At 53.3% G+C, this 26576-nt stretch carries 28 protein-coding genes and 1 riboswitch; of the genes, 21 read left to right on the top strand and 7 right to left on the bottom strand.

Annotated features, from left to right (window positions below; genetic code table 11):
- The first annotated feature begins 245 nt into the window (after positions 1–245).
- A complete protein-coding gene (locus L9W92_RS04600) occupies positions 246–2645 on the top strand; it encodes a beta-propeller domain-containing protein (RefSeq protein WP_240082577.1) in 2400 nt (799 codons plus the stop codon).
- 155 nt (positions 2646–2800) lie between these two features.
- Positions 2801–3436 (top strand): AAA family ATPase, encoded by a 636-nt coding sequence (locus L9W92_RS04595; protein ID WP_376741782.1) that lies wholly within the window; start codon positions 2801–2803, stop codon positions 3434–3436.
- Between the two features lie 271 nt (positions 3437–3707).
- Here L9W92_RS04595 and L9W92_RS04590 read toward each other — a convergent pair whose 3' ends face one another.
- Positions 3708–4046 carry a type II toxin-antitoxin system RelE/ParE family toxin gene (locus L9W92_RS04590; protein ID WP_240082575.1) on the bottom strand — a complete coding sequence of 113 codons (339 nt, stop codon included), beginning with the start codon at positions 4044–4046 and terminating at the stop codon, positions 3708–3710.
- Between the two features lie 3 nt (positions 4047–4049).
- Positions 4050–4349 carry a type II toxin-antitoxin system RelB/DinJ family antitoxin gene (locus L9W92_RS04585; RefSeq protein WP_240082574.1) on the bottom strand — a complete coding sequence of 100 codons (300 nt, stop codon included), beginning with the start codon at positions 4347–4349 and terminating at the stop codon, positions 4050–4052.
- Positions 4350–4706: 357 nt separating this feature from the next.
- A riboswitch (cobalamin riboswitch) is annotated at positions 4707–4873 on the top strand.
- Here L9W92_RS04585 and L9W92_RS04580 point away from each other — a divergent pair.
- From L9W92_RS04580 to L9W92_RS04500, 17 genes are all read left to right on the top strand, one after another.
- Positions 4832–5005, top strand: a complete 174-nt coding sequence (locus tag L9W92_RS04580; RefSeq protein ID WP_240082573.1) for a hypothetical protein — start codon at positions 4832–4834, stop codon at positions 5003–5005. (Overlaps the previous riboswitch by 42 nt.)
- A 138-nt stretch (positions 5006–5143) precedes the next feature.
- Positions 5144–6238 carry a cobalt-precorrin-5B (C(1))-methyltransferase CbiD gene (gene cbiD / locus L9W92_RS04575; protein WP_240082572.1) on the top strand — a complete coding sequence of 365 codons (1095 nt, stop codon included), beginning with the start codon at positions 5144–5146 and terminating at the stop codon, positions 6236–6238.
- Positions 6231–6881: a precorrin-6y C5,15-methyltransferase (decarboxylating) subunit CbiE gene (gene cbiE, locus L9W92_RS04570; RefSeq protein ID WP_240082571.1), complete on the top strand. Its 651-nt coding sequence runs from the start codon at positions 6231–6233 to the stop codon at positions 6879–6881. The genes cbiD and cbiE overlap by 8 nt, the downstream gene beginning before the upstream one ends.
- Positions 6874–7467: a precorrin-6Y C5,15-methyltransferase (decarboxylating) subunit CbiT gene (cbiT, locus tag L9W92_RS04565; protein ID WP_240082570.1), complete on the top strand. Its 594-nt coding sequence runs from the start codon at positions 6874–6876 to the stop codon at positions 7465–7467. Before cbiE ends, cbiT begins: the two co-directional genes overlap by 8 nt.
- 14 nt (positions 7468–7481) lie before the next feature.
- A complete protein-coding gene (gene cobI / locus L9W92_RS04560) occupies positions 7482–8195 on the top strand; it encodes a precorrin-2 C(20)-methyltransferase (RefSeq protein ID WP_240082569.1) in 714 nt (237 codons plus the stop codon).
- Positions 8192–8971 (top strand): precorrin-4 C(11)-methyltransferase, encoded by a 780-nt coding sequence (gene cobM, locus L9W92_RS04555; RefSeq protein WP_240082568.1) that lies wholly within the window; start codon positions 8192–8194, stop codon positions 8969–8971. Before cobI ends, cobM begins: the two co-directional genes overlap by 4 nt.
- Positions 8943–10004: a cobalt-precorrin 5A hydrolase gene (locus L9W92_RS04550; protein ID WP_240082567.1), complete on the top strand. Its 1062-nt coding sequence runs from the start codon at positions 8943–8945 to the stop codon at positions 10002–10004. Before cobM ends, L9W92_RS04550 begins: the two co-directional genes overlap by 29 nt.
- Positions 10005–10033: 29 nt before the next feature.
- Positions 10034–10723 (top strand): precorrin-3B C(17)-methyltransferase, encoded by a 690-nt coding sequence (gene cobJ / locus L9W92_RS04545; RefSeq protein WP_240082566.1) that lies wholly within the window; start codon positions 10034–10036, stop codon positions 10721–10723.
- Positions 10720–11496 (top strand): precorrin-6A reductase, encoded by a 777-nt coding sequence (gene cobK, locus L9W92_RS04540; protein ID WP_240082565.1) that lies wholly within the window; start codon positions 10720–10722, stop codon positions 11494–11496. The genes cobJ and cobK overlap by 4 nt, the downstream gene beginning before the upstream one ends.
- Before the next feature lie 89 nt (positions 11497–11585).
- Positions 11586–12200: a precorrin-8X methylmutase gene (locus L9W92_RS04535; RefSeq protein WP_240082681.1), complete on the top strand. Its 615-nt coding sequence runs from the start codon at positions 11586–11588 to the stop codon at positions 12198–12200.
- Complete coding sequence (locus tag L9W92_RS04530; protein WP_240082564.1) at positions 12197–13759, top strand: cobyric acid synthase; 1563 nt, start codon at positions 12197–12199, stop codon at positions 13757–13759. Before L9W92_RS04535 ends, L9W92_RS04530 begins: the two co-directional genes overlap by 4 nt.
- Positions 13749–14747: an adenosylcobinamide-phosphate synthase CbiB gene (cbiB, locus tag L9W92_RS04525; protein WP_240082563.1), complete on the top strand. Its 999-nt coding sequence runs from the start codon at positions 13749–13751 to the stop codon at positions 14745–14747. Before L9W92_RS04530 ends, cbiB begins: the two co-directional genes overlap by 11 nt.
- The gene (locus L9W92_RS04520) at positions 14729–16105 is read left to right on the top strand and encodes a cobyrinic acid a,c-diamide synthase CobB (RefSeq protein WP_240082562.1); all 1377 of its coding nucleotides are present in this window, start codon (positions 14729–14731) and stop codon (positions 16103–16105) included. The genes cbiB and L9W92_RS04520 overlap by 19 nt, the downstream gene beginning before the upstream one ends.
- A gap of 16 nt (positions 16106–16121) precedes the next feature.
- Positions 16122–17198, top strand: a complete 1077-nt coding sequence (gene cobT, locus L9W92_RS04515) for a nicotinate-nucleotide--dimethylbenzimidazole phosphoribosyltransferase (RefSeq protein ID WP_240082561.1) — start codon at positions 16122–16124, stop codon at positions 17196–17198.
- 44 nt (positions 17199–17242) lie between these two features.
- The gene (gene cobD, locus L9W92_RS04510; protein ID WP_240082560.1) at positions 17243–18361 is read left to right on the top strand and encodes a threonine-phosphate decarboxylase CobD; all 1119 of its coding nucleotides are present in this window, start codon (positions 17243–17245) and stop codon (positions 18359–18361) included.
- 80 nt (positions 18362–18441) lie between these two features.
- Positions 18442–18816 carry a sirohydrochlorin chelatase gene (locus tag L9W92_RS04505; protein ID WP_240082559.1) on the top strand — a complete coding sequence of 125 codons (375 nt, stop codon included), beginning with the start codon at positions 18442–18444 and terminating at the stop codon, positions 18814–18816.
- A 497-nt stretch (positions 18817–19313) separates the two neighbouring features.
- Complete coding sequence (locus L9W92_RS04500) at positions 19314–20030, top strand: protein kinase domain-containing protein (RefSeq protein WP_240082558.1); 717 nt, start codon at positions 19314–19316, stop codon at positions 20028–20030.
- A 12-nt stretch (positions 20031–20042) separates the two neighbouring features.
- On the opposite strand, the gene L9W92_RS04495 is transcribed toward L9W92_RS04500, so the two are convergent.
- The 5 genes from L9W92_RS04495 to L9W92_RS04475 form a co-directional block, all read right to left on the bottom strand.
- Complete coding sequence (locus L9W92_RS04495) at positions 20043–20342, bottom strand: metal-sensitive transcriptional regulator (protein ID WP_240082557.1); 300 nt, start codon at positions 20340–20342, stop codon at positions 20043–20045.
- A 46-nt stretch (positions 20343–20388) separates the two neighbouring features.
- On the bottom strand, positions 20389–21042 hold the full coding sequence (locus L9W92_RS04490; RefSeq protein WP_240082556.1) for a 4Fe-4S binding protein: 654 nt from the start codon (positions 21040–21042) through the stop codon (positions 20389–20391).
- A gap of 260 nt (positions 21043–21302) precedes the next feature.
- On the bottom strand, positions 21303–22484 hold the full coding sequence (locus tag L9W92_RS04485; RefSeq protein ID WP_240082555.1) for an ABC transporter permease: 1182 nt from the start codon (positions 22482–22484) through the stop codon (positions 21303–21305).
- The gene (locus tag L9W92_RS04480) at positions 22481–23248 is read right to left on the bottom strand and encodes an ABC transporter ATP-binding protein (protein ID WP_240082554.1); all 768 of its coding nucleotides are present in this window, start codon (positions 23246–23248) and stop codon (positions 22481–22483) included. The genes L9W92_RS04485 and L9W92_RS04480 overlap by 4 nt, the downstream gene beginning before the upstream one ends.
- Positions 23245–24522 carry an efflux RND transporter periplasmic adaptor subunit gene (locus tag L9W92_RS04475; RefSeq protein WP_240082553.1) on the bottom strand — a complete coding sequence of 426 codons (1278 nt, stop codon included), beginning with the start codon at positions 24520–24522 and terminating at the stop codon, positions 23245–23247. The genes L9W92_RS04480 and L9W92_RS04475 overlap by 4 nt, the downstream gene beginning before the upstream one ends.
- Before the next feature lie 499 nt (positions 24523–25021).
- Here L9W92_RS04475 and L9W92_RS04470 point away from each other — a divergent pair, with 499 nt between their 5' ends.
- Both L9W92_RS04470 and L9W92_RS04465 read left to right on the top strand, forming a co-directional pair.
- Positions 25022–25303, top strand: coding sequence for a hypothetical protein (locus L9W92_RS04470; protein ID WP_240082552.1), 282 nt, complete (start codon positions 25022–25024; stop codon positions 25301–25303).
- 333 nt (positions 25304–25636) lie between these two features.
- Entirely contained in the window at positions 25637–26575 is a 939-nt protein-coding gene (locus tag L9W92_RS04465; protein WP_240082551.1) for an SDR family oxidoreductase, read from the top strand.
- Position 26576 lies beyond the last annotated feature (1 nt).

The following is a 26576-nucleotide window of genomic DNA, read 5'->3' as shown; positions in this document are numbered from 1 at the left end:
TTAGAAAAATTAATCAGCAATTCTCTCTCTATGCTTCAACTCATACATGGATTTTTTGAATAATATCATAAATTCCATGAATTCACAATTTTTTCACGCCGGTTTATAAAATCCAAAGAAGATCGAGCTGACTATACTAAAAGAGTTTTCAGCTTTGTTGCCGCCTTTTTGGAAAATGTTGATGAACCTTTATTTCATGATTAACGTCTAATAATTTAAAATTAAAAAATGAAAGAGGTTTTTCTATGAAAAAATTTATTGTCCTAATTGTAGTTCTGGCCCTGGCAGTTATTTTTATCCCCTGGCTTCAGCCAAAAGGCAGCGCCATGGAGCAGCATCAGGCAACTTTTTTAGTTAACCAGAAAATGTATATCAGCGACGGCCAAACGATTACAATGGATGTCGCCCCATTTACCCGGGATGGCCGGGTATACGTTCCGGTGCGCTACCTCGGCCGCGCCTTGGGGGTTCCGGATGAAGGTATCGCCTGGGACGGCGCGTCGCAGACAGTTGCTTTTACCACGGACGCTGCTGTGATACGGATGACCGTGGGCAGCCAGTTGTTGTACGTGGGTGAAGAGGAGCGTTCGATGGATGTTGCTCCCTTGGCCGTGTCCGACCGGGTGTTCATACCCGCCCGCTGGCTGGCTGAAGCTTTGCAGTATGAGGTGGAGTGGGATGAGACAGCTCAAGCAATTTTAATCGGACCTCCCGGCGACTTGCCCGCACCGCCTTCAAAAGCCAACGACCTCCCGGTAGTAGGCACGTATGAAAACTTAAAAAGTCTTTTAGCTAATTTACAGACTGAAGCAGGCTATGACCAGAGAGTGATGAAAAACGCCCCCGCGGTTACGGGGGCGGCGCCGGAGTCGGCAAAGTCGGCGGATACGGCGCAGTCTCTCGCTAATGCTTCCGGCAGCGACTATTCCAGAACAAATGTCCAGGTGGAGGGTGTTGACGAGGCGGATATTGTTAAAACCGACGGCAGCTATATTTATTTGGTTAAGGATCAGCGTGTCGTAATAGCTAAAGCTTACCCGGCCGGAGATATGCAAATGACCGGCAGCCTGGATTTTACCGATAAAAACTTTATTCCGAACGAAATGTATGTGGATGACAGGCACCTGATTGTAATTGGTCAGACATACAGCCGCGGGGATGGTCCCATTATTATGCCGATGGATGAAACAAGCAAAAAAATAAGTCCCGATATATACCCGCCGCCCTATCAGCGTGATACGGTAAAAGCAATTATTTATGATATCGCCGACAAGTCGGCCATTAAACAGGTGCGCGAGCTGGAGCTGGACGGGAGATACGTCTCTTCCCGGAAAATAGGCGAAGCGTTTTACCTGCTGGCAAACAGGGGTATTTATTACTATCCCCAAAAAGAGATAGAGAATCCCAAACCTTTCTACCGTGATACGGCGACAGGCAATGACTATGTAGATATAGATTATACAAGTATCAAATGCTTTCCCGATTTCATGCAGCCAAATTACCTGATTGTCGCCGGCATTAATTTAGACAGGCCGGATGAAAAAGCGGACGTGAACACTTACCTTGGTTCCAGTGAAAACATCTACGCTTCCATGAAAAACTTGTATGTCGCGGTGACGAGTGCGAGTTACCGTTATGGCATACTAGAAGATAGTGCAGCCAAAATATTGCCCGGCTCCCAGCCTGCTGACAGGAATAAAACAAAGGTTTACAAGTTCGCCCTGAATGACGGAAAGTTGTCATACTCTGCCGGCGGCGAAGTGCCGGGAACTATATTAAACCAGTTTTCCATGGATGAATACAATGATAACTTCCGGATCGCCACCACCAGCGGCGACGTATGGCGCACCGGCGAGTACACCTCGAAGAATAATGTTTACGTTCTGGATAGTGGGCTGAATGTAGTCGGCCAGTTAGAGGATATCGCGCCGGGAGAAAAAATTTACTCCGTGCGGTTCGTGGGAGACCGCGGGTACATGGTGACGTTTAAAACAGTTGATCCGTTCTTCGTGATTGACTTGGGAGACCCGGGCCAACCTGAGATACTGGGCGCTTTGAAAATACCCGGCTATAGCGACTACCTGCACCCCTACGACGAAAACCATATCATCGGCTTCGGAAAAGACACAATCGAGCTTGGACAAAAAGGCGATAACAGCGGCGGAACGAACAGCGTGGCGTATTACACGGGAATGAAAATGGCCGTCTTTGATGTGACGGACGTCAGCAATCCGGTGGAGATGTACAAAGAGAAGATCGGCGACCGGGGCACTGATTCCGAATTGCTGCGCAATCATAAGGCCTTGCTGTTCTCCAAGGATAAGAACCTGCTGGCCTTCCCCGTCAGCCTCATGGAGGTAAACGGCGGCGAAGTGCGGGATGGCTTCCCCGCATACGGTCAGTTTGTTTACCAGGGCGCTTACGTCTATAACATTGACCTGGACAACGGCTTCGCCCTCAAGGGACGGATCACTCACCTTTCGGACGAGGACTACAAGAAGGCGGGCAGCTACTGGTACGACAGCGACAAGAACGTCGACAGGATTATATATATCAATGACGTGCTGTATACCCTGTCGGGAAGATATATTAAGGCCAACAGTTTAAGCGACCTGGCGGAAATAGGGACACTGGAAATAAAATAGAGGTAAAAGGGGGAAGCGGGGGGAACGTTCTTTTTGCTTCCCCCCATCCTCTCTGGGGAGAAAACCTGAGAATGTTCTTGAGAAGACTAAGTTTTCTGAATGAAAATATTCCGAGTCGCAAGGTTTATCCGTTTTCCATGCCTGCGTTTAAGGGATTGGATACTATTGAGTTTAAAAATACGGTGACCTTTTTTATCGGAGAAAACGGCTCGGGAAAGTCAACGCTCATGGAGGCAATCGCCTATAAATGTGATTTCAACACAGCCGGGGGCGGAAGGAATAACTATTATGAAGTCCCATCCTCTGAGTCAGCATTAGGTGATTTTATAAGGCTTGCCTGGTCGCCAAAGGTAACGAACGGTTTCTTTTTAAGGGCGGAAAGCTTCTACAATTTTGCGTCCCATATTGATAGTCTTGGTCCGGAAGCTTATCTGGCTTATGGGGGAAAGTCCCTTCACGAACAATCACATGGGGAATCGTTTCTCTCCATCTTCTCCAACAGGTTTGGGAAAAAGGGGATTTACCTGCTGGATGAACCTGAGGCTGCTCTTTCCCCAACTCGCCAAATGGCTTTGTTGAAAATCATCAGGGAATTGGATCAAGAGGGTCAGTCCCAGTTTATTATCGCAACTCATTCTCCAATTATTTTGGCTTACCCGGGGGCACAAATTCTTGATTTCGACACTTCACCGGTCTCTGAGACTGCTTACGAAGAAACTTCGCATTACCAGATAACCAAAGGTTTCATGGATAACAGAGATCTATACTTGCGGAAACTCTTCGAAGAATAACGTTGTCTATTTTCAGTATTCCCGCCCTGGCTCCATGCCCATCTGCTCATTCATGAATCAAAATATAGTCTTTAAGGCGTAAATGTTAACGGGGAAGCAAAAAGAACGTCCCCTTAGGCGGCTTCCTTTTTGTTTTTTTATTGAACCATGGGTAAAAGTAAATATGGTATCTATATTATCTGCTCTGCATTTAATGTAAATATGCGCAAAAGAACTTAGCTTCAAACGAGGCCAAGCCCTTTTAGTGCTAAAAACTTTAATTTACAGTATTTTACTTCAAATCCATCTTCGAAAGCTGTTTTAGCTGTTCACGCTTGCCGTAAATAACGGCGGTAACCTGCACCTTACTATTTTCTTCGTCAATCCAGAAATAAATGAGAAAGTTTTTCACAGGCATTTTGCGAACGCCGCAGGTGCGCCACGGTTCTTCCTCTGTCACCGCAACCCGCTGCGGAAACTGTGAAAGCGACGAAATCGAGCGTTCCATTTCATTGAGCAGACGCAAAGCGGCTTTCGGTGCTTTTAGCTCGGAAGCGATGTATTTTACGATTTCCTGCAGTTGTTCCTCCGCCTGTGTGGTGATTTTAACCGTATACGTATTGTCTGTCATAAGCTATAATCCTCGTCTTAAATCAGCGAACACCTCAGAAGCTGGACGAGAATGGTCAGCTTTTGCTTCATCCAAACCATTCTGCATGATTGTATTGAACGTATCGGCATCCATTTCATCCCGTGCCATTGGAGCGGCGGGAAGCGACAGGGAAAACGGGATGCTTTTGGTCATAACAATTTGCTTGTAGAGCATATTGATAACAACGGAAGCCGGAATCCCCAGTTTTGACATGATCGCTTCCGCTTTTTCCTTTATTTCTGGCTCGACACGAGCAAGGACATTTGCTGTTTTAGCAGCCATAATAACACCACCTTTTCTTTTAAATATTATATTCTATTGTATAACGTTTAGCAATACATTATTCAAGTTTATTTCTGACTCCGAATTTCAACGTTTCGAATCTTCTATCATTAAGTATTGAAACTTTAATTGATATGCATTAAGTAATAAATGGTTTAGAACTTCGCAAATAATAATAAGAGAGAGGTACTATCCCTTGTGAGATAATGCCTCTCTTCCTTTTTCCGTATCGGTTTGGGGCATGGTTCAGTAAGTTTCTCTATTAAACCGCGCCTTTGCTTCCCTTTCCCTTGTTTCTATTACTTTGCAGGATTTTCCCTCAGTCTGAAGAATAATAATAAATCAATATAATAACAAAATAAATAACAAAAGACAGGTTAAGAGAAGCTGGTGCAAATCCAGCACGGTCGCGCCACTGTAAGGTTGAGTTGTCTGCGAGGCAATCCACTGGGCTTGAATGTCCGGGAAGGAGGCAGACGGCGGTGAAGCCGAGTCAGGAGAACTGCCTGTGTTTAGCCGCACCACTGCGCCACGCGAGATGGGGAGGTGAGGTAATAGTGTTTATCGTTACTGAACCCTGGCTTTTTGCGTGGCCGGGGTTTTATATCTGCTTGATGATAAAGGAAGCCGGAATTAAACAAGCCGTGGCTGGTTGAGATAGGGCGGGCCATGAAAAAGAAAGGTTGTCTGTCTGAGGAGAATTCCTCTCCCGAGGGCTAAAGAAGAACTGCTTTGCCGGCTTGCGGATTGCGGCGCCATGGTAAACGTGCAATAGATGGATGGGGGTAAGAGTTTTGCCTGAGAAGCGTTTGCGCGAGGGCTATACCACAGGTTCCTGCGCGGCGGCGGCGGCGAAGGCGGCTATTATGGCCCTGTGGGGAGAGTTCCTGCCTGATCGCATAAAGATAAATACACCGGGTGGGCGGGAGTTGTGCTTGCCCGTTCAGGTTGTACGGGAGCAAGATTGGGCCGAGGCGGTGGTAATTAAGGACGCTGGTGACGACCCCGATATTACCAATGGAATAGAAGTGCATGTTGCCGCCCGGCTGTGCCCGGGGCCGGTGCGGCTCCTGGCCGGGCGCGGCGTTGGTACTGTCACCCGGCCGGGTTTGGCGGTTTCCGTGGGAGAGCCGGCCATTAACCCGGTGCCCCGCACCATGATTTTGAATGAGGCCGCGCAGTTGTTGGAGCCCGGGCAAGGGGTGGAATTAACGATCAGCATTCCGGGCGGCGAGGAACTGGCCCGCCGGACGTTAAATCCCAGGCTGGGTATCGTGGGAGGCCTTTCTATTCTTGGCACTACCGGCATTGTCGAACCCATGTCTGTTGAGGCTTTCCGGTCTGCTCTCGTTCCCCAGGTCGGCATGGCCCGGGCGGCCGGCCACGAGACGCTGGTGCTGACACCGGGCCGGATGGGTCAGCGCCGGGCGGTGGAAGACTATGGTTTTGTTGGAGAAACGGTGATTCTGACCAGTAATTTTATCGGACACCTCCTGGAAGCCTGCGCGGACGCCGGAGTGAAGCGGGTGTTGTTGTGGGGCCATGCCGGCAAGCTGGTCAAGGTGGCCGGGGGCATCTTTTACACGCACAGCCGGGTGGCGGACGGCAGGCGGGAGATTATCGCGGCTCATTTGGCGGCAGGCGGGGCCGGTGCTGAGGCGGTGCGGGAGGTCCTGGCGTCACCTACCGTTGAAGCCGCGTTGGAAATAGTGCGTGGCAGCGGCCAGGCGGATTTTTGGGATTTGCTGGCCGGCCGGGCCAGCAGGCAGGCCGGGGACTTTGTTCACAACCGCCTGGCGGTGGGAACCGCTCTGTTAAACCTTAAAGGTGAAATTATCGGCCGGGATGTGATTGCCCGCCAAATTATGGAGGAGCTTCTTCATGGCTGAGTTCGAAAAAAGCTGGCTGACTGTGGTGGGAACCGGACCGGGCAGCCCGGATTACCTGACCCCGGCAGCCCGGGAGGCCGCCTCGCAGGCCAGAGTTTTAATCGGCGGGGCGAGAGCGCTGGGCCTGTTTGAATGCCTGAGGGCGGAAAAATTCATCTTGACCGGTGATCTGGAAGCCCTGGCAGCCTACCTGAGAAAAATTCGCGGGCAGCCGACGGCCGTGCTTGTTTCCGGTGATCCCGGCTTTTTCAGCCTGCTTCCCTGGCTGAAAAAGCAGTTTCCCCAGGAAGAAATACGGGTTGTGCCGGGGGTCAGCTCCATACAGCTGGCTTTCGCCCGTTTGGCGGCCACCTGGGAGCGAGCCACGTTTGTCAGCCTGCACGGGCGGGATATCGCCCTGCTGGAGCCCTTCTTGCCGGGCCTGCGGCGGGGCGGGGCCAAGCTTGTGCTTGTCCTGCTTGCCGGCGGCCGCAACTCACCGGCTGCGGTCGGGCGATATCTTGAGCATAACGGTTTGGGGGATTGCCAAGTCTGGGTCGGGGCCGCGCTGGGTTTTCCCGAAGAATGCTGTGTGAGGCTTAATGCGTCCGAACTGGCCGGCCGGGATTTGCCGGACGCGGTGATGGTGCTGGGAGATGACTGAAGTCAAATGGCCCTACCTGACGCCGGGCATCCCCGATGCCATGTTCCGGCGGGAAGAGGGGATCCCTCTGACCAAGGAGGAAATCCGGATCCTGACTATGGCTAAAGCGCGCTTGAAACCCGGGCAGACAGTGTACGATATCGGCTCCGGAACGGGTTCCTTGACAGTTGAAGCCGCGCGCCTGGTCAGCCCCGGCCAGGTATACGCCATAGAGAAAGAGCCTGCGGCTGCGGCCTTGACTAAAGCAAATGCGCATCGTTTTGCCTTGAATAACGTGGAATTGGCTGCGGGAGCGGCGCCGGCGGTGTTAGCCGGTTTGCCGGAAGCGGACAGGGTTCTGGTGGGAGGGAGTTGCGGCAGGCTTACGGCTATTCTTGAAGAATGTTTACATAAGCTAAAGCCTGAGGGCCGGATAGTAATTAATGCCATAACCTGGGAAACCTTACTGGGCGGTATGGACTTCGCCCGTGCGCATGGACTTGAGCCGGAAGTGATCAGCATTAACGTTGCCCGCCTGACGGCTGCCGGGCATAGTCAGCTCTGGAAGTCATTGAATGCAATTTATATTATTACTTTACAGGTATAGGAGGCCCTTGCAAGTTGACTGGAAGACTTTACGGCCTGGGCGTTGGTCCTGGTGATCCCGAACTGATTACTCTCAAGGCGCTGCGGGTTCTGCAGCAGGTTCCGGTAGTCGCCGTGCCGGTCTCCCGTCACGGGGAGGATAGCCTGGCCCTTGCGGTGGCAAAGCCTCATCTGAGGCCGGAGCAGGAAATTATGAGCCTGCAAATGCCCATGAGCAGGAACCGGGACTGCCTGCAAAAAGCCTGGGATTCAGCGGCGGGCAAGCTGTTGGAGAAGTTGGGCGAAGGACTGGACGTCGCTTTTCTAACCCTGGGTGACGCGAGTCTTTACAGCAGCTACAGCTACTTGGTGGAGAAGGTCGGAGAGTTGGACCCCAAGGTAGAGATTGAAACAATTCCCGGCATCACATCATTCGCAGCGGCGGCGGCGCGGCTGAACCTGCCCCTGGCCAAAGGCGACGAGTTGCTGGCGGTTGTCCCCCTGCTTGAGGAGCCGGAGGTTTTAGGTAAACTGCTGCCTCATTTTTCAAACATGGTGCTCATGAAAGTGGCGCGACGCTACGATGAGCTCGTCCGGGTATTGAAAGAAAGCGGCAGGGCTGAAAACGCGGTTTTCATCAGCCGCTGCGGCCTTGACGGGGAGATTATCAGCCGTGATTTAGAAGCAGAGACCGGCAGGAAACATGATTATCTTTCCGCGATAATTGTAAAGGGGGCCGAATCAAAATGAAAGTCTGTTTTGTCGGGGCCGGCCCCGGCGATCCGGAGCTCATTACCGTGAAAGGTCAAAAGCTGCTTGCCCGGGCTGATCTGATCATTTACGCCGGCTCGCTGGTCAATCCGGAGTTGTTGAATAACGCCCGCCCCCAGGCCAGGTGTTTTAACAGCGCGGGGATGACGCTGGAAGAGATGCTGGATCTGATGGCTGAGGCCGTGGCCCGCGGTGAACTGGTCGTGCGGCTGCATACCGGCGACCCTTCCCTTTACGGCGCCGTGCAGGAGCAGATGGACGGGCTGGCTCAAAGGGGGGTGCCTTTTGAGGTGGTGCCGGGAGTAAGCTCTTTCGCCGCGGCGGCGGCGGCCGTGCGGCGCGAGTTTACGTTGCCGGGTGTTAGCCAGACCTTGATCCTGACTCGCCACGAGGGGCGTACCCCGGTGCCTCCGGAAGAAGGTCTCGCGGCCCTGGCCGGACACCACGCCAGTCTGTGCCTTTTCTTGAGCGCCGGCTCCCTCGCGGCAGCCGCGGCCGAACTGGCGCGGGGCTATGGTCCGGACACTCCGGCGGCGTTGGTGTATAAGGCCTCCTGGCCGGAAGAAAAAGTAATCCGGGGAACGCTGGCTGATATCGCGCGACGGGCCGCCGCGGCAGGCATCAACCGTACCGCGCTGCTGTTGACCGGCGACTTTCTTTCCGCGCCTTACCGGCGCTCCAGTCTCTATGACCCTGAATTCGAACACAGCTTTCGAGGGAAGAAAGATGAATGTGGCAATTGTAACCCTGACTGAAGCCGGCCTTGAGACAGGCTTGCGCCTGGCCAAAGGCTTGGGCGGCGAGGTGACTTTCTATGCCAAACAAGCTGTGCCTGACGGTATTGAGGCAGAGCCTGTCGAAGGCAGACTGCGGGATTTCCTGGGGGTGCTCTGGGGCCGCTATGAAGGCCTGATCTTGATCATGGCGGCTGGGATTGCCGTACGCTGCCTGGCGAATTATCTGGAGAGCAAATACAAGGACCCGGCCGTAGTTGTCTTGGATGAGCAAGGCCGGTTTGCCGTCAGCCTGCTGTCAGGCCACCTGGGCGGGGCGAACGAACTGGCCAGGCGGGCAGCCGGTGTCCTGGGCGGTGAAGCGGTAATCACCACCGCCAGCGACCTGCACGGTTTGCCTGCCCTGGACTTGCTGGCGCGGGAACTGGGGCTGAAGCCGTCGCCGCCCGCCAGGCTGGCGGCGGTTAGCGCCGCCATGGTTAACGGCAGGCGGGTGGGAATATGGGCCGAAGAGCCCTGGTTAAGCCGTTGCCGCAAGGTGGCGCCGGAACTGCCATGTTTCAGCCTGGAATCTTTCGGCGGGACGTCAGGTTGGGACGCTGGAGTGCTGGTAACGTCGTTGCGCCTGCCTGACCCCGGCCCCCGCTGGCTCTTCTTCCGCCCGGCGCAAATTGTGGCCGGCATAGGCTGCCGGCGGGACATCGGGGAAGGCCGAATTCTGGCGGCCCTCAGGCGGGCGCTGCGTGAGGCTGGCTATAGCAGGTGGAGCCTGGCGGCGCTGGCCAGCATGGATCTTAAGGCCGGTGAGCCGGGCTTGCTGGCGGCAGCGCGGCGGCTGGGCTGCGGACTGAATACTTATCCGGCGGAAGATCTGGCTGCCGTGTTAAAGATGAGGCCGGATCTGACTTTTTCTTCAACAGTACAGGAAAAGGTGGGAGTTGGTGGCGTATGCGAACCGGCGGCTCTGCTGGCTGCGGGGGGAGGGGAACTGATTTTCCGGAAACACTGCTACGGAGGAGTGACCATAGCCCTGGCCAGGGCAGCCTGGCGATAATCGGTCTCGGACCCGGCCGGGCGGAAGGCATGACGGCCGGCGCGCTTGAAGCGCTGGGGCAAGCCGAAGTGATCGTGGGTTACCACGTCTATATCGAACTGATCAGAAACCTTATCGGCAGCCGGGCAGTAGTGTCATCAGGGATGACTCAAGAATTGGAGCGCTGCCGTGAAGCGGTGCGGCTGGCCCTGGCCGGGAGACGGGTAGCTGTCGTTTCCAGCGGTGACCCTGGTGTTTACGGCATGGCCGGCCTGGTTCTGGAAGTTCTGCATCAGGCCGCGCCGGAGAGCAGACTGCCGGTTCAGGTCATTCCGGGCGTGACCGCGGCTACGGCGGCGGCCGCCTTACTGGGAGCGCCTTTAATGCATGACTTCGCCGTGATTAGCCTGAGCGATCGCCTGACCCCCTGGGACCTGATCGCCCGGCGGCTGGAAATGGCCGCCGGGGGGGATTTCGTGACCGTTCTTTATAATCCCCGCAGTCACGGCAGACGAAGCCAGCTGCAGCAGGCCGGGGAGATATTTTTAAAACACAGGCCGCCGGAAACGCCCGTGGGCGTGGTGCGCAACGCCGGGCGCGGCGGGGAGGAAGTTTGGGTGAGCAGTCTCCAGAAATTTGCCGGCCTGCCGGTGGATATGCTGTCGACAGTGATTATCGGCAACAGCCGGACCAGGGTATTGAGCGGCCGCCTGGTAACACCGCGGGGTTATCAGATATGATCCTGGTGTTGGCAGGCACGGCCGAGGGACGTGAAATGGTGGCCGGCCTTTGCGCGCGGGGTTATCAGGTGGCGGCCGCGACCTTGACTGCCTACGGGGCCGAACTGGCCGGCGCCGCCGGGGCGGCGGCGAATATAAACGGCCCGCTTTCAGAGGACGGCCTGTCCGCCCTGCTGCAGGGCAGTCATTTTACGGCGCTGGTGGACTGCACCCATCCTTTCGCGGCTAACATCACTGAGATGGCGAAACAGGTCTGCGCCCGGCACGGTTTGCCTTATTACCGCTGCGCCCGGCCGGCAGCCGAGCTGCCCGTCAGTCCCTTGATAAAACGGGTCGATGGATGGGCTGGGGCGGTGAACGCCGTGGCATCCCCTGTATTTAACAATATCTTCCTGGCAATCGGTACGCGTCACTTGCCTGAGTTTGTCCATTCTCCAGATTTGCAGGGCAAGCGGTTAATCGCGCGGGTATTGTCTGAAACAGATTCAATTGCCTTCTGCCGCTCGCTCGGCCTGACGCCACGCGATATCATCGCCCTGCAGGGGCCTTGCGGCAGGGAACTGAATGCAGCCCTCTACCGTTATTACAAAGCCGATATTGTGGTTACCAAAGATAGCGGAACAGCCGGCGGCATGGAGGAAAAAGTATCCGCGGCCCTGGAATTGGGCCTGCCCGTGATTGTTATCAACCGTCCGCGAGAAGAAGCCGGCATGAGCAAAGCCGAAATACTGGCGGCCTTAAAAAAGACAATGGGGACGGTTCTCATTGTCTAATACGGGACCCCAAACACAAACAATGAGAACCGTCCCCATTGTCCCCAAGAGAGAGTTACTTTATAGGAGGTGGCGAGTCGTTGGCTTTTATGCAAAACCCGCAGGCTATCGAGGCCCGGAGTTATGATCTTATCGCCGCTGAACTGGGCTGCTGCCGGTTGACTCCTGGAGAAAAGGCGGTCTTGCTCAGGATCATTCACGCTACCGGCGACCACGATTATGTCCGGTTAATATCTTTTCACCCGGACTTTATCACGGCGGCGGTGGCGGCTTTGAAGCAGGGCGCCGGCATTTTTACCGATATAGAAATGGTCCGCGCGGGTATCAATGCCCGTTTGGTTGACTCGCTGGGCGGCAAAACCTTTTGCGCGATCCGGGAGCCCGACGTGGCTGCCGAAGCAAAAAAAAGAAATATCACAAGAGGCATGGCGGCCATGGAGTGGCTTGCCCACCGGATGGACGGCGGCCTGGTGGTTATCGGCAACGCGCCTACCGCTCTCTTTCGCCTGCTGGAGTTGATTGAGGCGGGCGCTGCCCGGCCGGCGGCGGTTATCGGTGTGCCTGTCGGTTTTGTCGGCGCGGCCGAGGCCAAGGAAGCCCTGGCCGGCACGGCTGTCCCGCACGTGATGGTGCGTGGAACAAAGGGGGGCAGCCCGGTGGCCGTCGCTGCCGTCAACGCCCTGCTCAAACTGGCGGTGGAATGATGAACTACAGTGTTATGTTGCAAGGCACCAGTTCCAGTGTCGGCAAAAGCGTTCTCGCCGCCGCCCTCTGCCGTCTCTTTTACCGGGCGGGTTACCGGGTGGCCCCGTTCAAGTCTCAAAATATGGCCCTGAATTCCTGTGTAACCCGCGATGGCGGCGAAATGGGCCGTGCCCAGGTTCTCCAGGCGTATGCCGCCGGCGTGGAGCCGAGCGTGCGGATGAATCCCATTTTGCTTAAGCCGACCGCCCCCGCCTCTTCGCAAATAGTGGTGCTGGGCAGCCCGGTGGGGAACCTTTCGGCCATGGAATACCACGGTAACTACAACCAGAGCTTGCTGGGCGTGGTGGAAGGGGCCTACACGAGTCTTTGCCGGGAGTTTGAAATTATCGTCATTGAAGGCGCTGGCAGTCCGGCGGAAGTCAATTTAAAGAAACACGAGATTGCCAACATGCGCATCGCCAGGATGACCGGGGCTCCGGTGCTGCTGGTGGCCGACATTGACCGCGGCGGCGCGCTGGCGGCGGTGGTGGGCACTCTTGAATTGCTTGATCCTGATGAGAGAGAGATGGTGTCAGGCATTATCATCAATAAGTTCAGGGGTGATTTGGCGCTGTTGCGGCCGGCGCTGGAATTTCTTGAGGCCAGAACCGGCAAGCCGGTGCTCGGGGTAATTCCCTACCTGCCTGACTTGGGCTTGCCTGAAGAAGATTCAGTGGCTTTAGAAAGGAAAATCAACCGGGCTTCGACAGCGGAGCAAATAGAAATTGCCGTTGTGACGACTCCGCGCATCTCTAATTTTACCGACTTTGACCCCCTGGAGCGGGAGCCTGGGGTAAATGTCCGTTATGTTGCCGGAAAGGAGCCTTTGGGGAAGCCGGACCTGGTCATTTTGCCCGGAAGCAAAAATACCCTGAGCGACCTCCTGTTCTTGGAAGAATGCGGCAAGGTCGCTGAGATTAAAAGGCTGGCCGCTGCCGGTGTGCCTGTGATCGGCATTTGTGGCGGTTATCAGATGCTGGGTATTGAAATAAACGACCCTGAGGGCAGTGAAGGCGGCGGCGCGCGGAGAGTCAAAGGGATGGGACTGCTCGATATTGTGACTGATTTCGCTCTTACCAAGGCCACTTATCTTGTTGAGGCGAATATAACCGGCGATGGTCCTTTTCTGGGACCCTGCCGCGGCTGGCAGGTGAGGGGATATGAAATCCACATGGGTGAGAGCAGGCGCGTGAACCGGACAGAAGCGGCCTTTCGGATCAAAAAGAGGGGAGAGGAACCGGCTGAAGTTGACGACGGTGCCGTGGCTCCCGGCGGGTTGATCCTGGGTACGTACATGCACGGCATCTTTGATAACGACAACTTCCGCGGCAATGTGCTGTCTTTTTTGCGGCGGCGGCGCGGCCTGGCGGACCGTCAGGGTGATTATAAATTTGCGGCCGATCTGGAAAAGCGCCTGGACGAACTGGCGCGGGTTGTCGGAGCTTCCTTGGACTTGGAACGGCTGGCGGAGATCATGGGACTATCCCGTCCCCTGGAGGTTGTGGATTTTGTTTCTTAACCTGCCCGTTTTCCTGGGAGCGATTGCCCTGGATCTGGCAATCGGCGACCCCAGGTGGCTACCCCACCCGACCCGGCTGATCGGCCGGCTGATCGCCCGCCTGGAAGGTTTATTCCGTCCCCTGGCGGTCACGCCGCGCGGGCAATTAATTGCCGGAGCAACACTGGTGACACTGGTGGCGGGTTCATCCTGGCTTTCCGCTTATGTGCTGCTTGCTTTGGCCTGCCGCCTGGCTCCGGCGGCGGGTGTCTGTCTGGGTATCTGGCTGCTGTCGACAACGGTGGCCTGGCGCGGCCTGGCGGAAGCAGGCCTGGAGATCTACCGGCTGCTTAAAAACAATAAACTTACGGAAGCCCGCAGGCAGACAGGATTAATTGTCGGGCGCGATACCGGGGAACTGCCGCCGGGTGAAATCGCGCGGGCGGTAGTAGAAACAGTCGCGGAAAATGCCAGCGACGCGGTAATCGCCCCTCTCTTTTGGGGCCTGGTTGGCGGGGTGCCGCTAGCGATGGCTTACCGGGCGATTAATACCCTGGACTCCATGCTGGGCTACCGCAACGAGCAGTATCTTTATTTCGGCCGCGCGGCCGCGCGCCTGGACGATCTGGCCAATTATCTTCCGGCCAGGCTGACCGGCCTGTTCATTTGCCTGGCTGCCGCCCTGACCGGCACTAGCTTCTCCCGCTCCTGGTCGACCATGCGGCGCGACGCGCGCAGCCACCCCAGTCCCAACAGCGGCTTTCCCGAGGCGGCCGCCGCCGGCGCCATGGGGGTGCGTCTTGGCGGCTTGAATTACTACCGGGGAATAGCTTCTTTCCGTCCTCATATTGGTGCACCATGTGAGGAGATAACATCGGAACATATTGCCGGTTCGGTCAAGCTGTTGAACGTGGCAATATTGTTGTTTACCGTGGCGGGCGGTATAATACTCTGGTTTCTACCGGACTTGGAACTTGGGAGGAGCTTTTTATGGTTCAGGCACGGGTAGTAATTGCCGGTGTGAAAAGCGGCTCAGGTAAAACTACCGTGGCCGCCGGACTGATGGCGGCCCTGGCGCGCCGGGGATTGCAGGTGCAGGGGTACAAGGTCGGCCCCGATTATATCGACCCCGGCTACCACACAGCGGTAACCGGACGCCCGTCCCGCAATTTGGACAGTTTTTTATTGCCTGAGGCGACAATCAGGGAGTTATACTTGAGAGCCGCTGCTACAGCCAATATAGGAATAATTGAAGGAGTAATGGGTCTTTATGACGGCAGGGCGGGCAGCGGCGCGGGGAGCACGGCGGAAGTGGCCCGCATGCTCAAGGCACCGGTATTGCTTGTTCTGGACGCGGGTTCTCTGGCCCAGAGCGCGGCCGCCATGGTAATGGGCTATGCCGGTTATGATTCCGGAGTGCATATCGCCGGTGTAATACTAAACCGTGTCGCCGGGGAACGGCACAAAGAGATTCTGCAAAAGGCGATTGAGGAAGCCACCGGCATTCCCGTCGTCGGCTGCCTGGAACGGGAGGCGGGTTTGGCGCTGCCCTCGCGGCACCTCGGACTCACTCCGGCGGTGGAGATGGCGGAGCTTGACAAGGTGCTGGACCGGCTCGCCCATATCGCCGGCGAAGCACTGGACCTGGATCGGATCATGACCCTGGCGGGTGGGGCGGAAAAGTTGGGGGCGCCGGAGCGCCCTTTATTCGCGCCTCAGCCGGTGACCGGGCGTTTGCCGGTAGCCATTGCCCATGACGCTGCTTTTAATTTTTATTACCGGGATGCCCTGGATTATCTTGAGTCCCGCGGCGCTTGCCTGCTGCCTTTCAGCCCGCTGACAGACGCCCGGCTTCCCGCGGGCGCGGCAGGACTGATCATCGGCGGCGGTTTCCCGGAAATGTTTTTGCCGGAACTGGCTGCCAATACAACGTTGCATGAAGATATCAGGCGAAAAGCAGCCGGGGGATTGCCGCTCTATGCTGAATGCGGAGGGCTGATGTATCTTTGCCGGGCGATCAAAGACTTTGATGACAGAATCTGGCCTATGGCCGGTCTGGTGCCCGCCGTCTGCGGCATGCAAAAGAGACTGGCCGGCATGGGTTACCGGGAGGCGGCAACACAGGGCATTAGTATCCTCGGCCCGGCCGGTTTATTGGTAAAAGGCCACGAGTTTCATTATTCAGGGCTGGAAGTGGCAGAAGGTCATCCCTGGGCCTATCGCCTGACTGAAAATAATCAATTAGAAGGTTATGCTTCAGGTTCAGTGCTTGCATCGTATATACATCTCCATTGGGCCGGGAATCCGGGTGCCGCAAATAATTTTTTGGCGCGATGCCGCGCCTATGCCCGCAGTTTAAAAAAGTAGGGGGAATGCTGAAAAGATGGAATTGCTCACTCGCACTATGGAAGCGATCAAGCCATTGAACAATGAGGCAAAAGACAGGGTCCAGGCCAGGCTCGATAATCTTACCAAACCGCCTGGCAGCCTGGGGGTATTGGAAGATATCGTCCTTGCTCTCGCCGGTATTACCGGCAGGCAGCCGCCGGCTCCGCTGCGCAAGACTCATGTCCTTATGGCGGGCGATCATGGCGTTACGGCCTGTGGAGTCAGCGCCTTTCCCCGGGAAGTGACTCTCCAGATGGTCTTAAATTTTGCCAACGGCGGGGCGGCGATCAATGTTCTGGCCCGCCATGCCGGAGTGGAGCTGCTGCTGGTCGACATCGGCGTTGCTGCCGACCTGCCCGACCTGCCCGGTTTGCTGAAGCGCAAAGTGTCCTATGGCACGGCGAACCTTGCCGAGGGGCCGGCGCTAACCAGGGAGCAGGCGATAGCAGCCCTGGAGGTGGGGATCGAGGTGGCTAATGACTGCGTCCGGCGTGGCGCGGAACTGCTCGGTACCGGTGAAATGGGCATCGGCAATACCACGCCAAGCACAGCCATTCTAGCCGCTCTTTCCGGCAAGCCGGTGAGGGATATCGTGGGCCGCGGCACCGGCCTTGATGATCAGCGACTGGAGCTTAAAATTAAGGCTATTGAGCAAGGATTAAAGGTAAACCGGCCTGACCCGGAGGACGGTCTTGATGTTCTGGCAAAATTGGGGGGACTGGAAATCGCCGGCTTGGCCGGTTTAATCCTGGCAGGCGCGGCCGCCCGCGTGCCGGTGATGATCGACGGTTTTATTTCCGCCGCCGCGGCCTGTATCGCGGCAAAGCTGAACCCGTTATGCCGCCGGTACATGATCGCGTCTCACCTGTCTGAGGAGCCCGGCCACAGGGTAATGCTTCAGATGCTGGGACTGCGGCCCATGCTGACCATGCGCATGCGGCTGGGTGAAGGCACCGGCGCGGTCCTGGGCATGACTCTCGTCGACGCGGCGGTGAAGGTATTAAACGAGATGGCTACCTTTAGCGAGGCAGGCGTGGCGGAGTCATTACCAAGCGCCGCCCCAACTGCCTGAATAACTTTATACCCATAATTCGGTTTGGAGGTTGCGGCCTTAGCATGGTCAAAAGAGGAATAGAAGAGAGGATGGCTCAAACAGAAGGGATTGTTCACGGGGGCAACTGGCGCGAGGCGTCGCTGCAGTATGGCAGAACCCCTGAGGAAACGCTGGATTTCAGCCTGAATGTCAATCCGCTGGGGCCTCCGGCAGCGGTGCTGGATTGCCTGAGACGCAATCTTAAAGTCATTCAGCGCTATCCGGACCCGGAGAACCACGGCCTTAGAAAGAACCTTTCTGACTATCTCGGTGTGGGAGTGGAGAATGTGGCAGCCGGCAATGGCTCGATGGAAATCCTGCACTTGCTGATGCAAACCCTTGAGCCGCGCCGGGTGCTCATATGCGAGCCGACCTTTGGCGAATACCGGCGCGTGTCGCAAATAAGCGGCGCGGAAATAGCCACGGTGTTCTTGAAGCCGCAGGACGGCTTTCAGCTGGATCCCGCGTTTATCTCGAATAAACTTTCTAGTGAGGAACTTGTTTTTTTATGCAACCCCAACAACCCGACCGGCAATCTCATTCCGGAAAAAGCCCTGCGGGAGATCTCGGAAATCTGCCGCCGCAGGGGGGTGTTCCTGGTTATCGATGAATCTTTTCTTGATTTCTTGCCGGAGTGGCGGAAGCTGACTTTATGCGCCAAGGCCGTTGACGCCGACAACATGCTCGTACTGCGCTCGCTTACCAAGTTTTTTGCCATGCCGGGGCTGCGTTTGGGAGCCGCCGTTGCCAATGCAGCGCTGACCTCTATCCTGAACAGAGTCCGGGACCCCTGGAACGTCAACATCCTGGCCCAAATGGCCGGAGAGATCGCCCTTAGGGAAGATGACTATATGGAAAGCAGCCGGGCTTTAATTCGGCGGGAGAAAAACTTTCTTGCCGGCCGGCTGGCGGAACTTGGTTTGAAACCGTTTCCTGCCGCGGCTAATTTTTTGCTTGTCGATACCAGCGCCGCGGGGTGGAAAGCTCAGGAGCTGGCGAGGGCGGCCGGCCGGCGGGGGATTTTAATACGCGACTGCAGTTCTTTTCCCGGCTTGGGATCCGGCTACATTCGCCTGGCGGTTAAAGATCACGTCTCTAATTCAACGCTGCTGCGGGTTTTGGCAGAGATATTACAGGTATAATTAACTATATACGACCTATATACGACCAAACTGTGCGAGTATTTTTTTTATCATAACTTTCTAAGAAGGAGAATTTAGAAATGCAAATTGGCATTGTAGTTCTGGGGCACGGCAGCAGGGCGGTAGTGGATGAAGCTAATGAGGTTTTACTGGAGCTGTCGAACATGATTAAAGCTAACAATGGTTTTCAATTGCTGGAAACTGCCTTTATGAACCCGGAATCCGGGAGACCGGGGCTGGAGGAAGCCGTATACAAGCTGATTGGAAGCGGCGCGAAAAAAATAATTGTTGCGCCGGTCTTTATCTCAAACGGTATACATATGCAGAAAGATATACCTGTCATGATTGAGCAGCTCAAAGCAAAATATGAAGTGGAGATAAAGTGCGCCGCTCATATGGGAGCTGATGCAAAAATTGCCGAGATCGTTTCCGAACGCATCAGAGAAGTAGTGTGAGTTTGTGAATGCGGTATCTTCTAATATTTACCATCTATGGAATTAATCTGGAATTAATATTAAAAAAATATTGACAAACAGTTTTGTCTTGGCATAAACTAGGGGCAAAAGAATAGTTTATTAATGGAGCAGGCGATATACAGGCGATATACTTAATCTTCAGTTGCATGGAGCCGGCTTGGCATTGCCGGCAACAGATAAAATACCTATGGGACTATAATAGTTGAAATTATGGTGCCACAGGTATTTTTTATAATATCTGAATAAAATATCTTGCAAAGGAAAATAATTAATCCAGGAGGTTAGATTATGGGATTTTTATCTAAGTTTTCACGTTCATCAAGTAAGGGACATTATCGCCGTGGAAGCCATGGCAGTCACTATTACAAGAGGCGGGGCGGTATTTTAGGAAAAATTATTGACGCTATAAACAGTTCCAGAAGACACTCGCATTCTCATTCGCATCATTACAGACGCCGTCACTCGCGCCGCAGTTCATGGTCATAAGATTATTTCACAAGGATACGGTATATTCACCATCTCAAAAAATTGGTGAATATACCGTTTTAAAAATAATCGGTGAAGGCAGATATGGTATTTGCTATCTGGTTTGTGATCATGAAAAACAATATATACTTAAGCAATTAAAAAAAGGAATGCTGAAAAAAAGCCGGGCAAAAGCTGGTTATGAAGAAAAAATATTAAAGACTTTAAAGCATGAATGCATTCCGGGATTTATAAAGAAAATTGAGCAGGAAAAATGCTATGGTTATGTTTTAGAGTATAAAGAAGGCAATACTTTCGAGGAATTAATTTTTGCTGAAAATTATGTTTTCGGCCGTGAAGAGATATGCCGGATCGGTGAGCAGGTAATTAGCATATTAAAATATTTGCATGGAAGCAATATTGTGCACAGGGATATAAGGGTGCCGAACACATTATATGACGGCAATAAGGTAAGTTTAATAGATTTCGGGCTGGCCCGTTGGATTGACGAAAAAAGATATACCGTGGATGTGGATTTTTCTTACTTGGGGGACTTTCTTTTACACCTGTACTATACATCTTTTGAGCCAAAAGATAACAAGAAAAAAGCTTGGTATGAAGAATTGGATTTACAGCAAAAGGAGATTCTGTTTTTAAAAAAATTAATGGGCATCGAAGATAGGTACAAAAGTATCCAAGATGTTGAAAGGGACTTTAAGGAACTTTAATCTTAAAGTTCCTTAAGAAAATTTTTTAAATACAGACATGATCTCGGTTAGAGAATCCTTGACGTCCTTGCCTTCTCGTATGTTGCTTTCTATTGTGTCGGAAACGTGACAGGTAAGCACAGTGATACCCACCCTGTTTACCGCCGCTCTGATGGCGGCAAGTTGGATAACGATATCACTGCAGCTGCGGCTGTCTTCAATCATTCTGTAAACACCGCGCACTTGCCCCTCAATTTTTTTGAGCCTGCTTAGCAATTCTTCCTGCAATAGCTGATGTTTATCCTCGGCATTTTGTTGCGTCCCGCTCTGCAATTATATACATCTCCTTAGTTCTAGTTATTAGCATAGTTCTTCTTGTTTAAACATCTGCGAAACCAAGGGCTTTTTTGGGGCATGAGGCGATGCATGAAGAACACTTGAGGCAATCGCTGTCGCTCATTAGCCCTACAGACGCGAACTCGTAGGGTTGCAGTTGCATAGGACAAGCTTTGGAGCAAATTTTACACTTAGTGCAACTCTGTCCGACAACAAGGGGATGCCTGTCTCTGGAAACCCAGTTGCCCAGTGTGCCGACGGGACAAATGTGACACCATGTGCGCGGATGATAAAACAATGCCAGCATTATTCCGGCAATAGTGGTTGCAGTGAGAACACGCACCATGGCCAAGCCCATTTGGTCAAACCTGCCCCAGGCCAGGTAAAGCTGGGTTCCCAACACCAGGAAAATCATTCCCAGCATGAAGCTGCGAAAAATTTTGCCTCTTAAGAAAGACGGTATTCGTTTTTGGGGACTGACGCTGCTAAACAAGAGGTCAAAGAAACTTCCCCTTGGACACATCCAGTCACACCATGCCCGGCCTCTGTAAAATGCGATGCCCACCCCGGCGATCATGCAGCCGAGAAGCAGAAAACCCAATACGGGATAAAACCAGCCGCCAATAGCGACCAATGGCAGTCCCAGCACGGTCGATAATTGCAGGTAACGTCTTTTCTTTTTTAATTCTTTTAACATACTGCATCTTCCTTTCTACATAATCAAATAAATTCTGGAGCATGACAATACCGGGAAGGGGTATATGTACAGCAATGCCTTTTATTCGTGGCTATTTATCATGTCACAGAACTACCTATACCCCTACTGGTATAGGTAGTTATAATAATAAAATACCATGCTCTATTTGCTCTGTCAACACCCTTTGATATTAAAAACTCCATTCTCAGCCGAATGGAGAAAAAGAAAGGCAGATGTGATTGTATCGGGGGATGAGAAAATCATTCCCTTCTCAGCGCCTCGATGGGGTTCAGCCTGGCCGCCTTGTTGGCGGGCAAAAGTCCGAACACCACGCCTATGGCGGCGGAAAACGCAAAAGCCAGCAGCGCCGTCCACCAGGACACCAGTGGCGGCCATTTGGCCAGTTTGGCGATCAGGTAGGCTCCTCCGGCGCCCAGGGCCATGCCGATTATGCCTCCCAGCAGGCATAGCATAATCGATTCGATCAGGAACTGAACCAGGATGTCTCTGCGCCTGGCTCCCAAGGCCATGCGGATGCCGATTTCCCTGGTGCGCTCGGTCACCGACACCAGCATGATGTTCATTACCCCGATGCCGCCGACAAATAGTGATATTCCGGCTATAGCTCCGATAATCAAGGTCATGATGCCGGTTATCTTGTTGGCCGCCTGCATCTCCTGCTCCATGCTCATGCCGGCGTACTTACCGGGTGTCTGGTGCCGCCGCTCCAGCACTTTCACGGCCTGGCCCATGGCCTCGTCCACTTTTTCCTTCGAAGCGGCGCTGCCCTCCAGTTCCTGCACCTGGCTGTTGAACATAACCTGCCAGGCCTGGATGGGGACATACACGCCGGGATTTTCACTAAATCCCAGGGCGGATTCACTCTTTGCCAATATTCCCACGACCAGGAAAGGGGTGCTGTTGAGCGTGATAATGCTGCCCAGCGCCTCCGCCCTGCCGAAAACCTGCCCGGCCAGCTCTTCGTCAAGCACGGCCACGCGGCGCTTGCCCGCGTCGTCTTCCTCCGTGAAAAAGTGGCCTTCTTTCATGTTAAACTTACGGATATAGAAATAATCAGACGAGACGCCTATTACCCGGCCTGTTTTTTGGTCTTTGGGTCCCCTGACGTCGCACAGGGAATTGTTAACGGGAGAAAGGTGGGTGATATCGGGCACCTTATCCTTGATCACCGCTACATCGCTTAAGTTGAACTCGCGTCCCGTAACCTTTTTATCGCTCCGCCAGTCCACGTAAATGGCGAAAATATTGGTGCCTATCTTTTCCATCTCGGCCATTAACACCGCCCTGCCGCCCTGGCCGATGGCCACCACCGCGATCACGGCGGCGATACCGATCACAATGCCCAGGGTGGTTAAAAAGGAGCGCAGCTTACTGGTCATGATTCCTTCCAGAGCTACTCTAACGCTCTCCAGCAGGTTCACCGCCCGAATTCCCCCCCGCTTTCAATATTGCTGCCGGCTTGACCAACCGGCACCGCCGCGCTGATATGTTCCCTGGCGTCCAGCGGGGCGGCCACAGGTTCATCCTCCACCAGGCGCCCGTCCCGGAAATGGACGATCCTGGACGTATGCAGGGCGATCTCCCGCTCGTGCGTGACCAGGACGATGGTGGCCCCGCCGCGGTTCAATTCCTGAAAAATAGCCATAATCTCTTCTCCCGAGCGGGTGTCCAGGTTTCCCGTGGGCTCGTCCGCCAGGATTACGGCAGGATTGTTAACCAGCGCCCGGGCTATGGAAACCCGCTGGATCTGGCCGCCGGACAGTTCGCCGGGCCGGTGGCTCATTCTTTGCGCCAGGCCTACCTTCTCCAGCGCTTCCGCAGCCCGCCTCGCTCTTTCGCGGGGAGCGACCCCGGCGTAGATCATGGGCAGTTCAACATTGCGTATGGCGCTCATGCGGGGCAGCAGGTTAAAGGCCTGAAAAACAAAGCCGATCTTGAGTTTGCGGACCTGCGCCAGCTCCGTTTCGCTCATGCCGCTGACTTCCATGCCGTCCAACAAATAGGAGCCGGAAGTCAGAATATCCAGGCAGCCCAGCAGATTCATGAGAGTGGATTTACCTGACCCGGAAGGCCCCATCACGGACACGAACTCACCCGGCTTAACGGTCAGATCAACATCAGCCAGGGCTACCACCGGATGCGCGCCCGCCTTGTAAATTTTACCCAGGTTTTTTACTTTGATCATGTCAGGTTAACTCCCTCATTGACTGGCGTTTCCGTCACTTCTTGCACCCGGCTGCCGTCTTGCAGTTCTTTGCCGGGACTAACGATAACTTTTTCTCCTTCAGAAAGCCCCGCTAATATTTCCGTTAGCAACGCGGTGTCGACCCCGGTGGTAACATCTTTCAGCCTGGCCACCTGGTTTTCCACCACAAAAACTTGTTTTACTCCTTCTTTTTCCACGACGGATTCATATGGCACCACCAAAGCATTGTCCTTATCCACCGCGGTGATGCTCAGGTCAACCGTATACCCCGGGCGCAGCCCCTCTGTGTCGCCGTCTATTCTGACGATAACCGGAACTTCGGTTTGACTGCCCTGCTCCGTGGTCTTCGCCGCCACCGCGCCGGGGGAAACGCTCTGCAATATGCCGCTGTACTCCCGTCCGGGCTGAGCAGCGGTAGTGACCTTAACCTTCTGGCCCGGCTTCAATTTACCGCTGTCGGCTTCATTCACACCGGCAGTCACCTCCAACTGCCCGGTATCACCAATGGTAATCAGCTTGGTTCCCGGCTGGACGTAATCGCCCAAGGCCACTTCCACCGTGGTTACCACGCCGTCCATTTCCGCGCGGAGCACAGTCTTGTTTAACTTGTTTTCTTCCTGTTCGAACCGGTAACGGGCTTGTTCGATCTGAGCCTGCAGGGCGGTCAGTTCATGGCCGACAGGACCGGTTTCCTGCATTTTCCACTCTTCTTCAGCGATTTTGTATTCAGCTTCCTTTTGCGCCATGTCGAGCTCAGCGTCGTCAAGCTCCTTTTCACTCAGCGCGCCCTGATCGTATAAAAGCTTTTTGCGCTCGTAGTTCTTCTGAGCGTTCCGGTATTCGGCTTCCGCTCTCTGGCAGCTTGCCCTTTTCTGGGCTACTTCCTCTTCCCGGGGATACATGGCCTTGTTTAAAGTCGCCTCCTGGGCGATAAAATTCGCCTTTGCCTCATTGTAATCGTCCTCGATCTCGTCGGCATTCAGCAGACCCAGAACCTGTCCCTTGCTCACCCGGTCGCCGGGTGAAACGTTCAGCTCCTGTACCGTTGTGCCGGTAAATGTGTACAACTCCTGTTTCGCGCACAGCCTTACCCTGCCGGAGGCAAAAACGTTATCCTGAATGGGCTTGTTCTCAACAATGGCGGTTTTCACCGGGACACCGGCCTGTCCTTTGCTTCTCACCATGTTCAGCGCAACCACCGACATAATAAGGCCGAGGATCAACACCCCGGCAAGCACTCTTTTCCCAGGCATATTCCGAAGTCTTTGCAAGACTGGCCGCAAAACAAGTCTCCCCTTTCATTCATGAACAAAGCTTTCTCTCAATATAATTAGACGGATCAACCACACAATTTATTTCAATTTAATAGCTTATTTCCGCTAAAATTCTCTCGCTATAAAAATATTGTTAATATATAGACGCAGTAAAATGCTGTTTTGTGACACTTTTCTCTAAAATTGCTGATAGCAATTTGCTGATTGATACAACTTGGTATGGTATGGAAAGTCACTCATATTTTACCATGAATTCGTCTTTTTTTATATGAAGTTAAAAAATGATCATTCAAGCAGAAGGAAATTTGGTGTAAAAGGTAGAAGTGTGCAATACAGTTATCATTATCCAATAGGAGTTATAATGCGGATTATTAGTTGAGGGAAGAGTCCTTGGGATGTATGATGATTATAAGAATATAGCGGGGCATTATGACTATATGCTGGTAAAGCAGTATTTTGAGATTCGGCGGTGGCATTATTGCAAAAATATAAAGATGAGTTAATTGAGATCCCAAAAGGCTTAATAGCAGAATATAATCAATTGTGTTTATTTACGAAAATACAAGTTTTTGGGGAGGAAGAGCTATCACACTGGCAATGTTCATTGACTTTACCAAAAAAAATCATGGTTTTTAAAAAGGAAAATAATAATGCGGATAAGGTAAGTTTTCAGTATGTGTTGGGTGATAAACCAGGATTTAAGTACAGCATCAGGACCTTTACCGGCAGTCTTTCTACAAATACAAGTCATTTAGGCTGAGCAAGAGTATATGAAAGAGAGGATGTGTTTTGTTTGGCGTTATATGTTTTAGGATATATATTATTGGTTCTCGGTTTGCTGTTTTTGGTGCCTCTTTTGCTACAGTATCTTTGGAATATAACGATGCCGGATTTGTTTAACTTAAAGCAGATAACTTATTGGCAAGCTTTCAGACTTCTACTCATAGCCGGCATGCTGTTTGGCGGCCCCTTTTTCCTTGTGGCACAGCATTAACATATTGTGCATTTGTTTTGGCGCACGGAGAAAGGTTAATTCCCAAAATGGATTTGAATTGCTGGAGATCTGAAATAATTCCGGTTTGGGGTGATTATAATGACCCGTGAAGTGCATATCGTCACAGGAGCATTCGGTTATTCAGGCCAATATATAACTAAAAGACTGCTTGATCTTGGACATCAAGTCCGCACCCTTACAAACTCTACCAGCCGCTCAAACCCCTTCGGGAGCAGAGTGCAAGTATATCCGTATAATTTTGACGATGAAGACAAGCTTGTAGAATCCATGCAAGGAGCCGCCGTATTATACAATACTTACTGGGTCAGGTTTAATCATACCAATTTCAAACATAAAGCGGCGGTTGAAAACACGCTAAAACTGTTTCAGACCGCCCAAAAAGCAAATATTAAGAGGATAGTGCATGTCAGCATCACAAATCCGGCGGAAGATTCTCATCTTGAATACTTTCGGGGAAAAGCAAGGCTGGAAAAGGCGCTGAAAGAATCGGGGATATCATACGCCATACTGCGCCCGGCCGTCCTGTTCGGGAAGGAGGACATACTCATCAACAACATTGCCTGGATGCTGAGAAGGTTCCCCGTGTTCGGAGTATTCGGAGACGGCAGCTATCGTTTGCAGCCGGTATTTGTGGATGACCTGGCCGGGCTGGCGGTGGAGCAGGGGGCGGCAAGGGAAAACAGGATTATTAACGCAATCGGGCCGGAAACTTTTACATACCGGGAACTGGTTCAAAAAATCGGCGAGATTATTGGAAAGCCCAGGCCGGTGGTATCTGTTCCTGATTTCATCGGATATATGGTTGGCTGGTTTATCGGAAAAATAGTCGGGGATGTGGTAATTACCCGGGAGGAAATTGAAGGGCTGAAAGCAGATTTGCTCTATACGGATTCACCGCCCGCGGGAAAAACAAGGCTGACTGAATGGGCGGCATTGAATTCAAAGATGCTGGGTGTAAAATATGCCAGCGAGCTTGCGCGGCGGAGAAACAGGAAGGAATCTTATGAAAAGCTGTAAT

Origin of the sequence: Pelotomaculum terephthalicicum JT (genome assembly GCF_022410535.1) — a bacterium.
GTDB lineage: Bacteria > Bacillota > Desulfotomaculia > Desulfotomaculales > Pelotomaculaceae > Pelotomaculum_D > Pelotomaculum_D terephthalicicum.
Note: the sequence above shows the minus strand (reverse complement) of the source record. Positions and strands in the feature narration are given on the sequence as shown.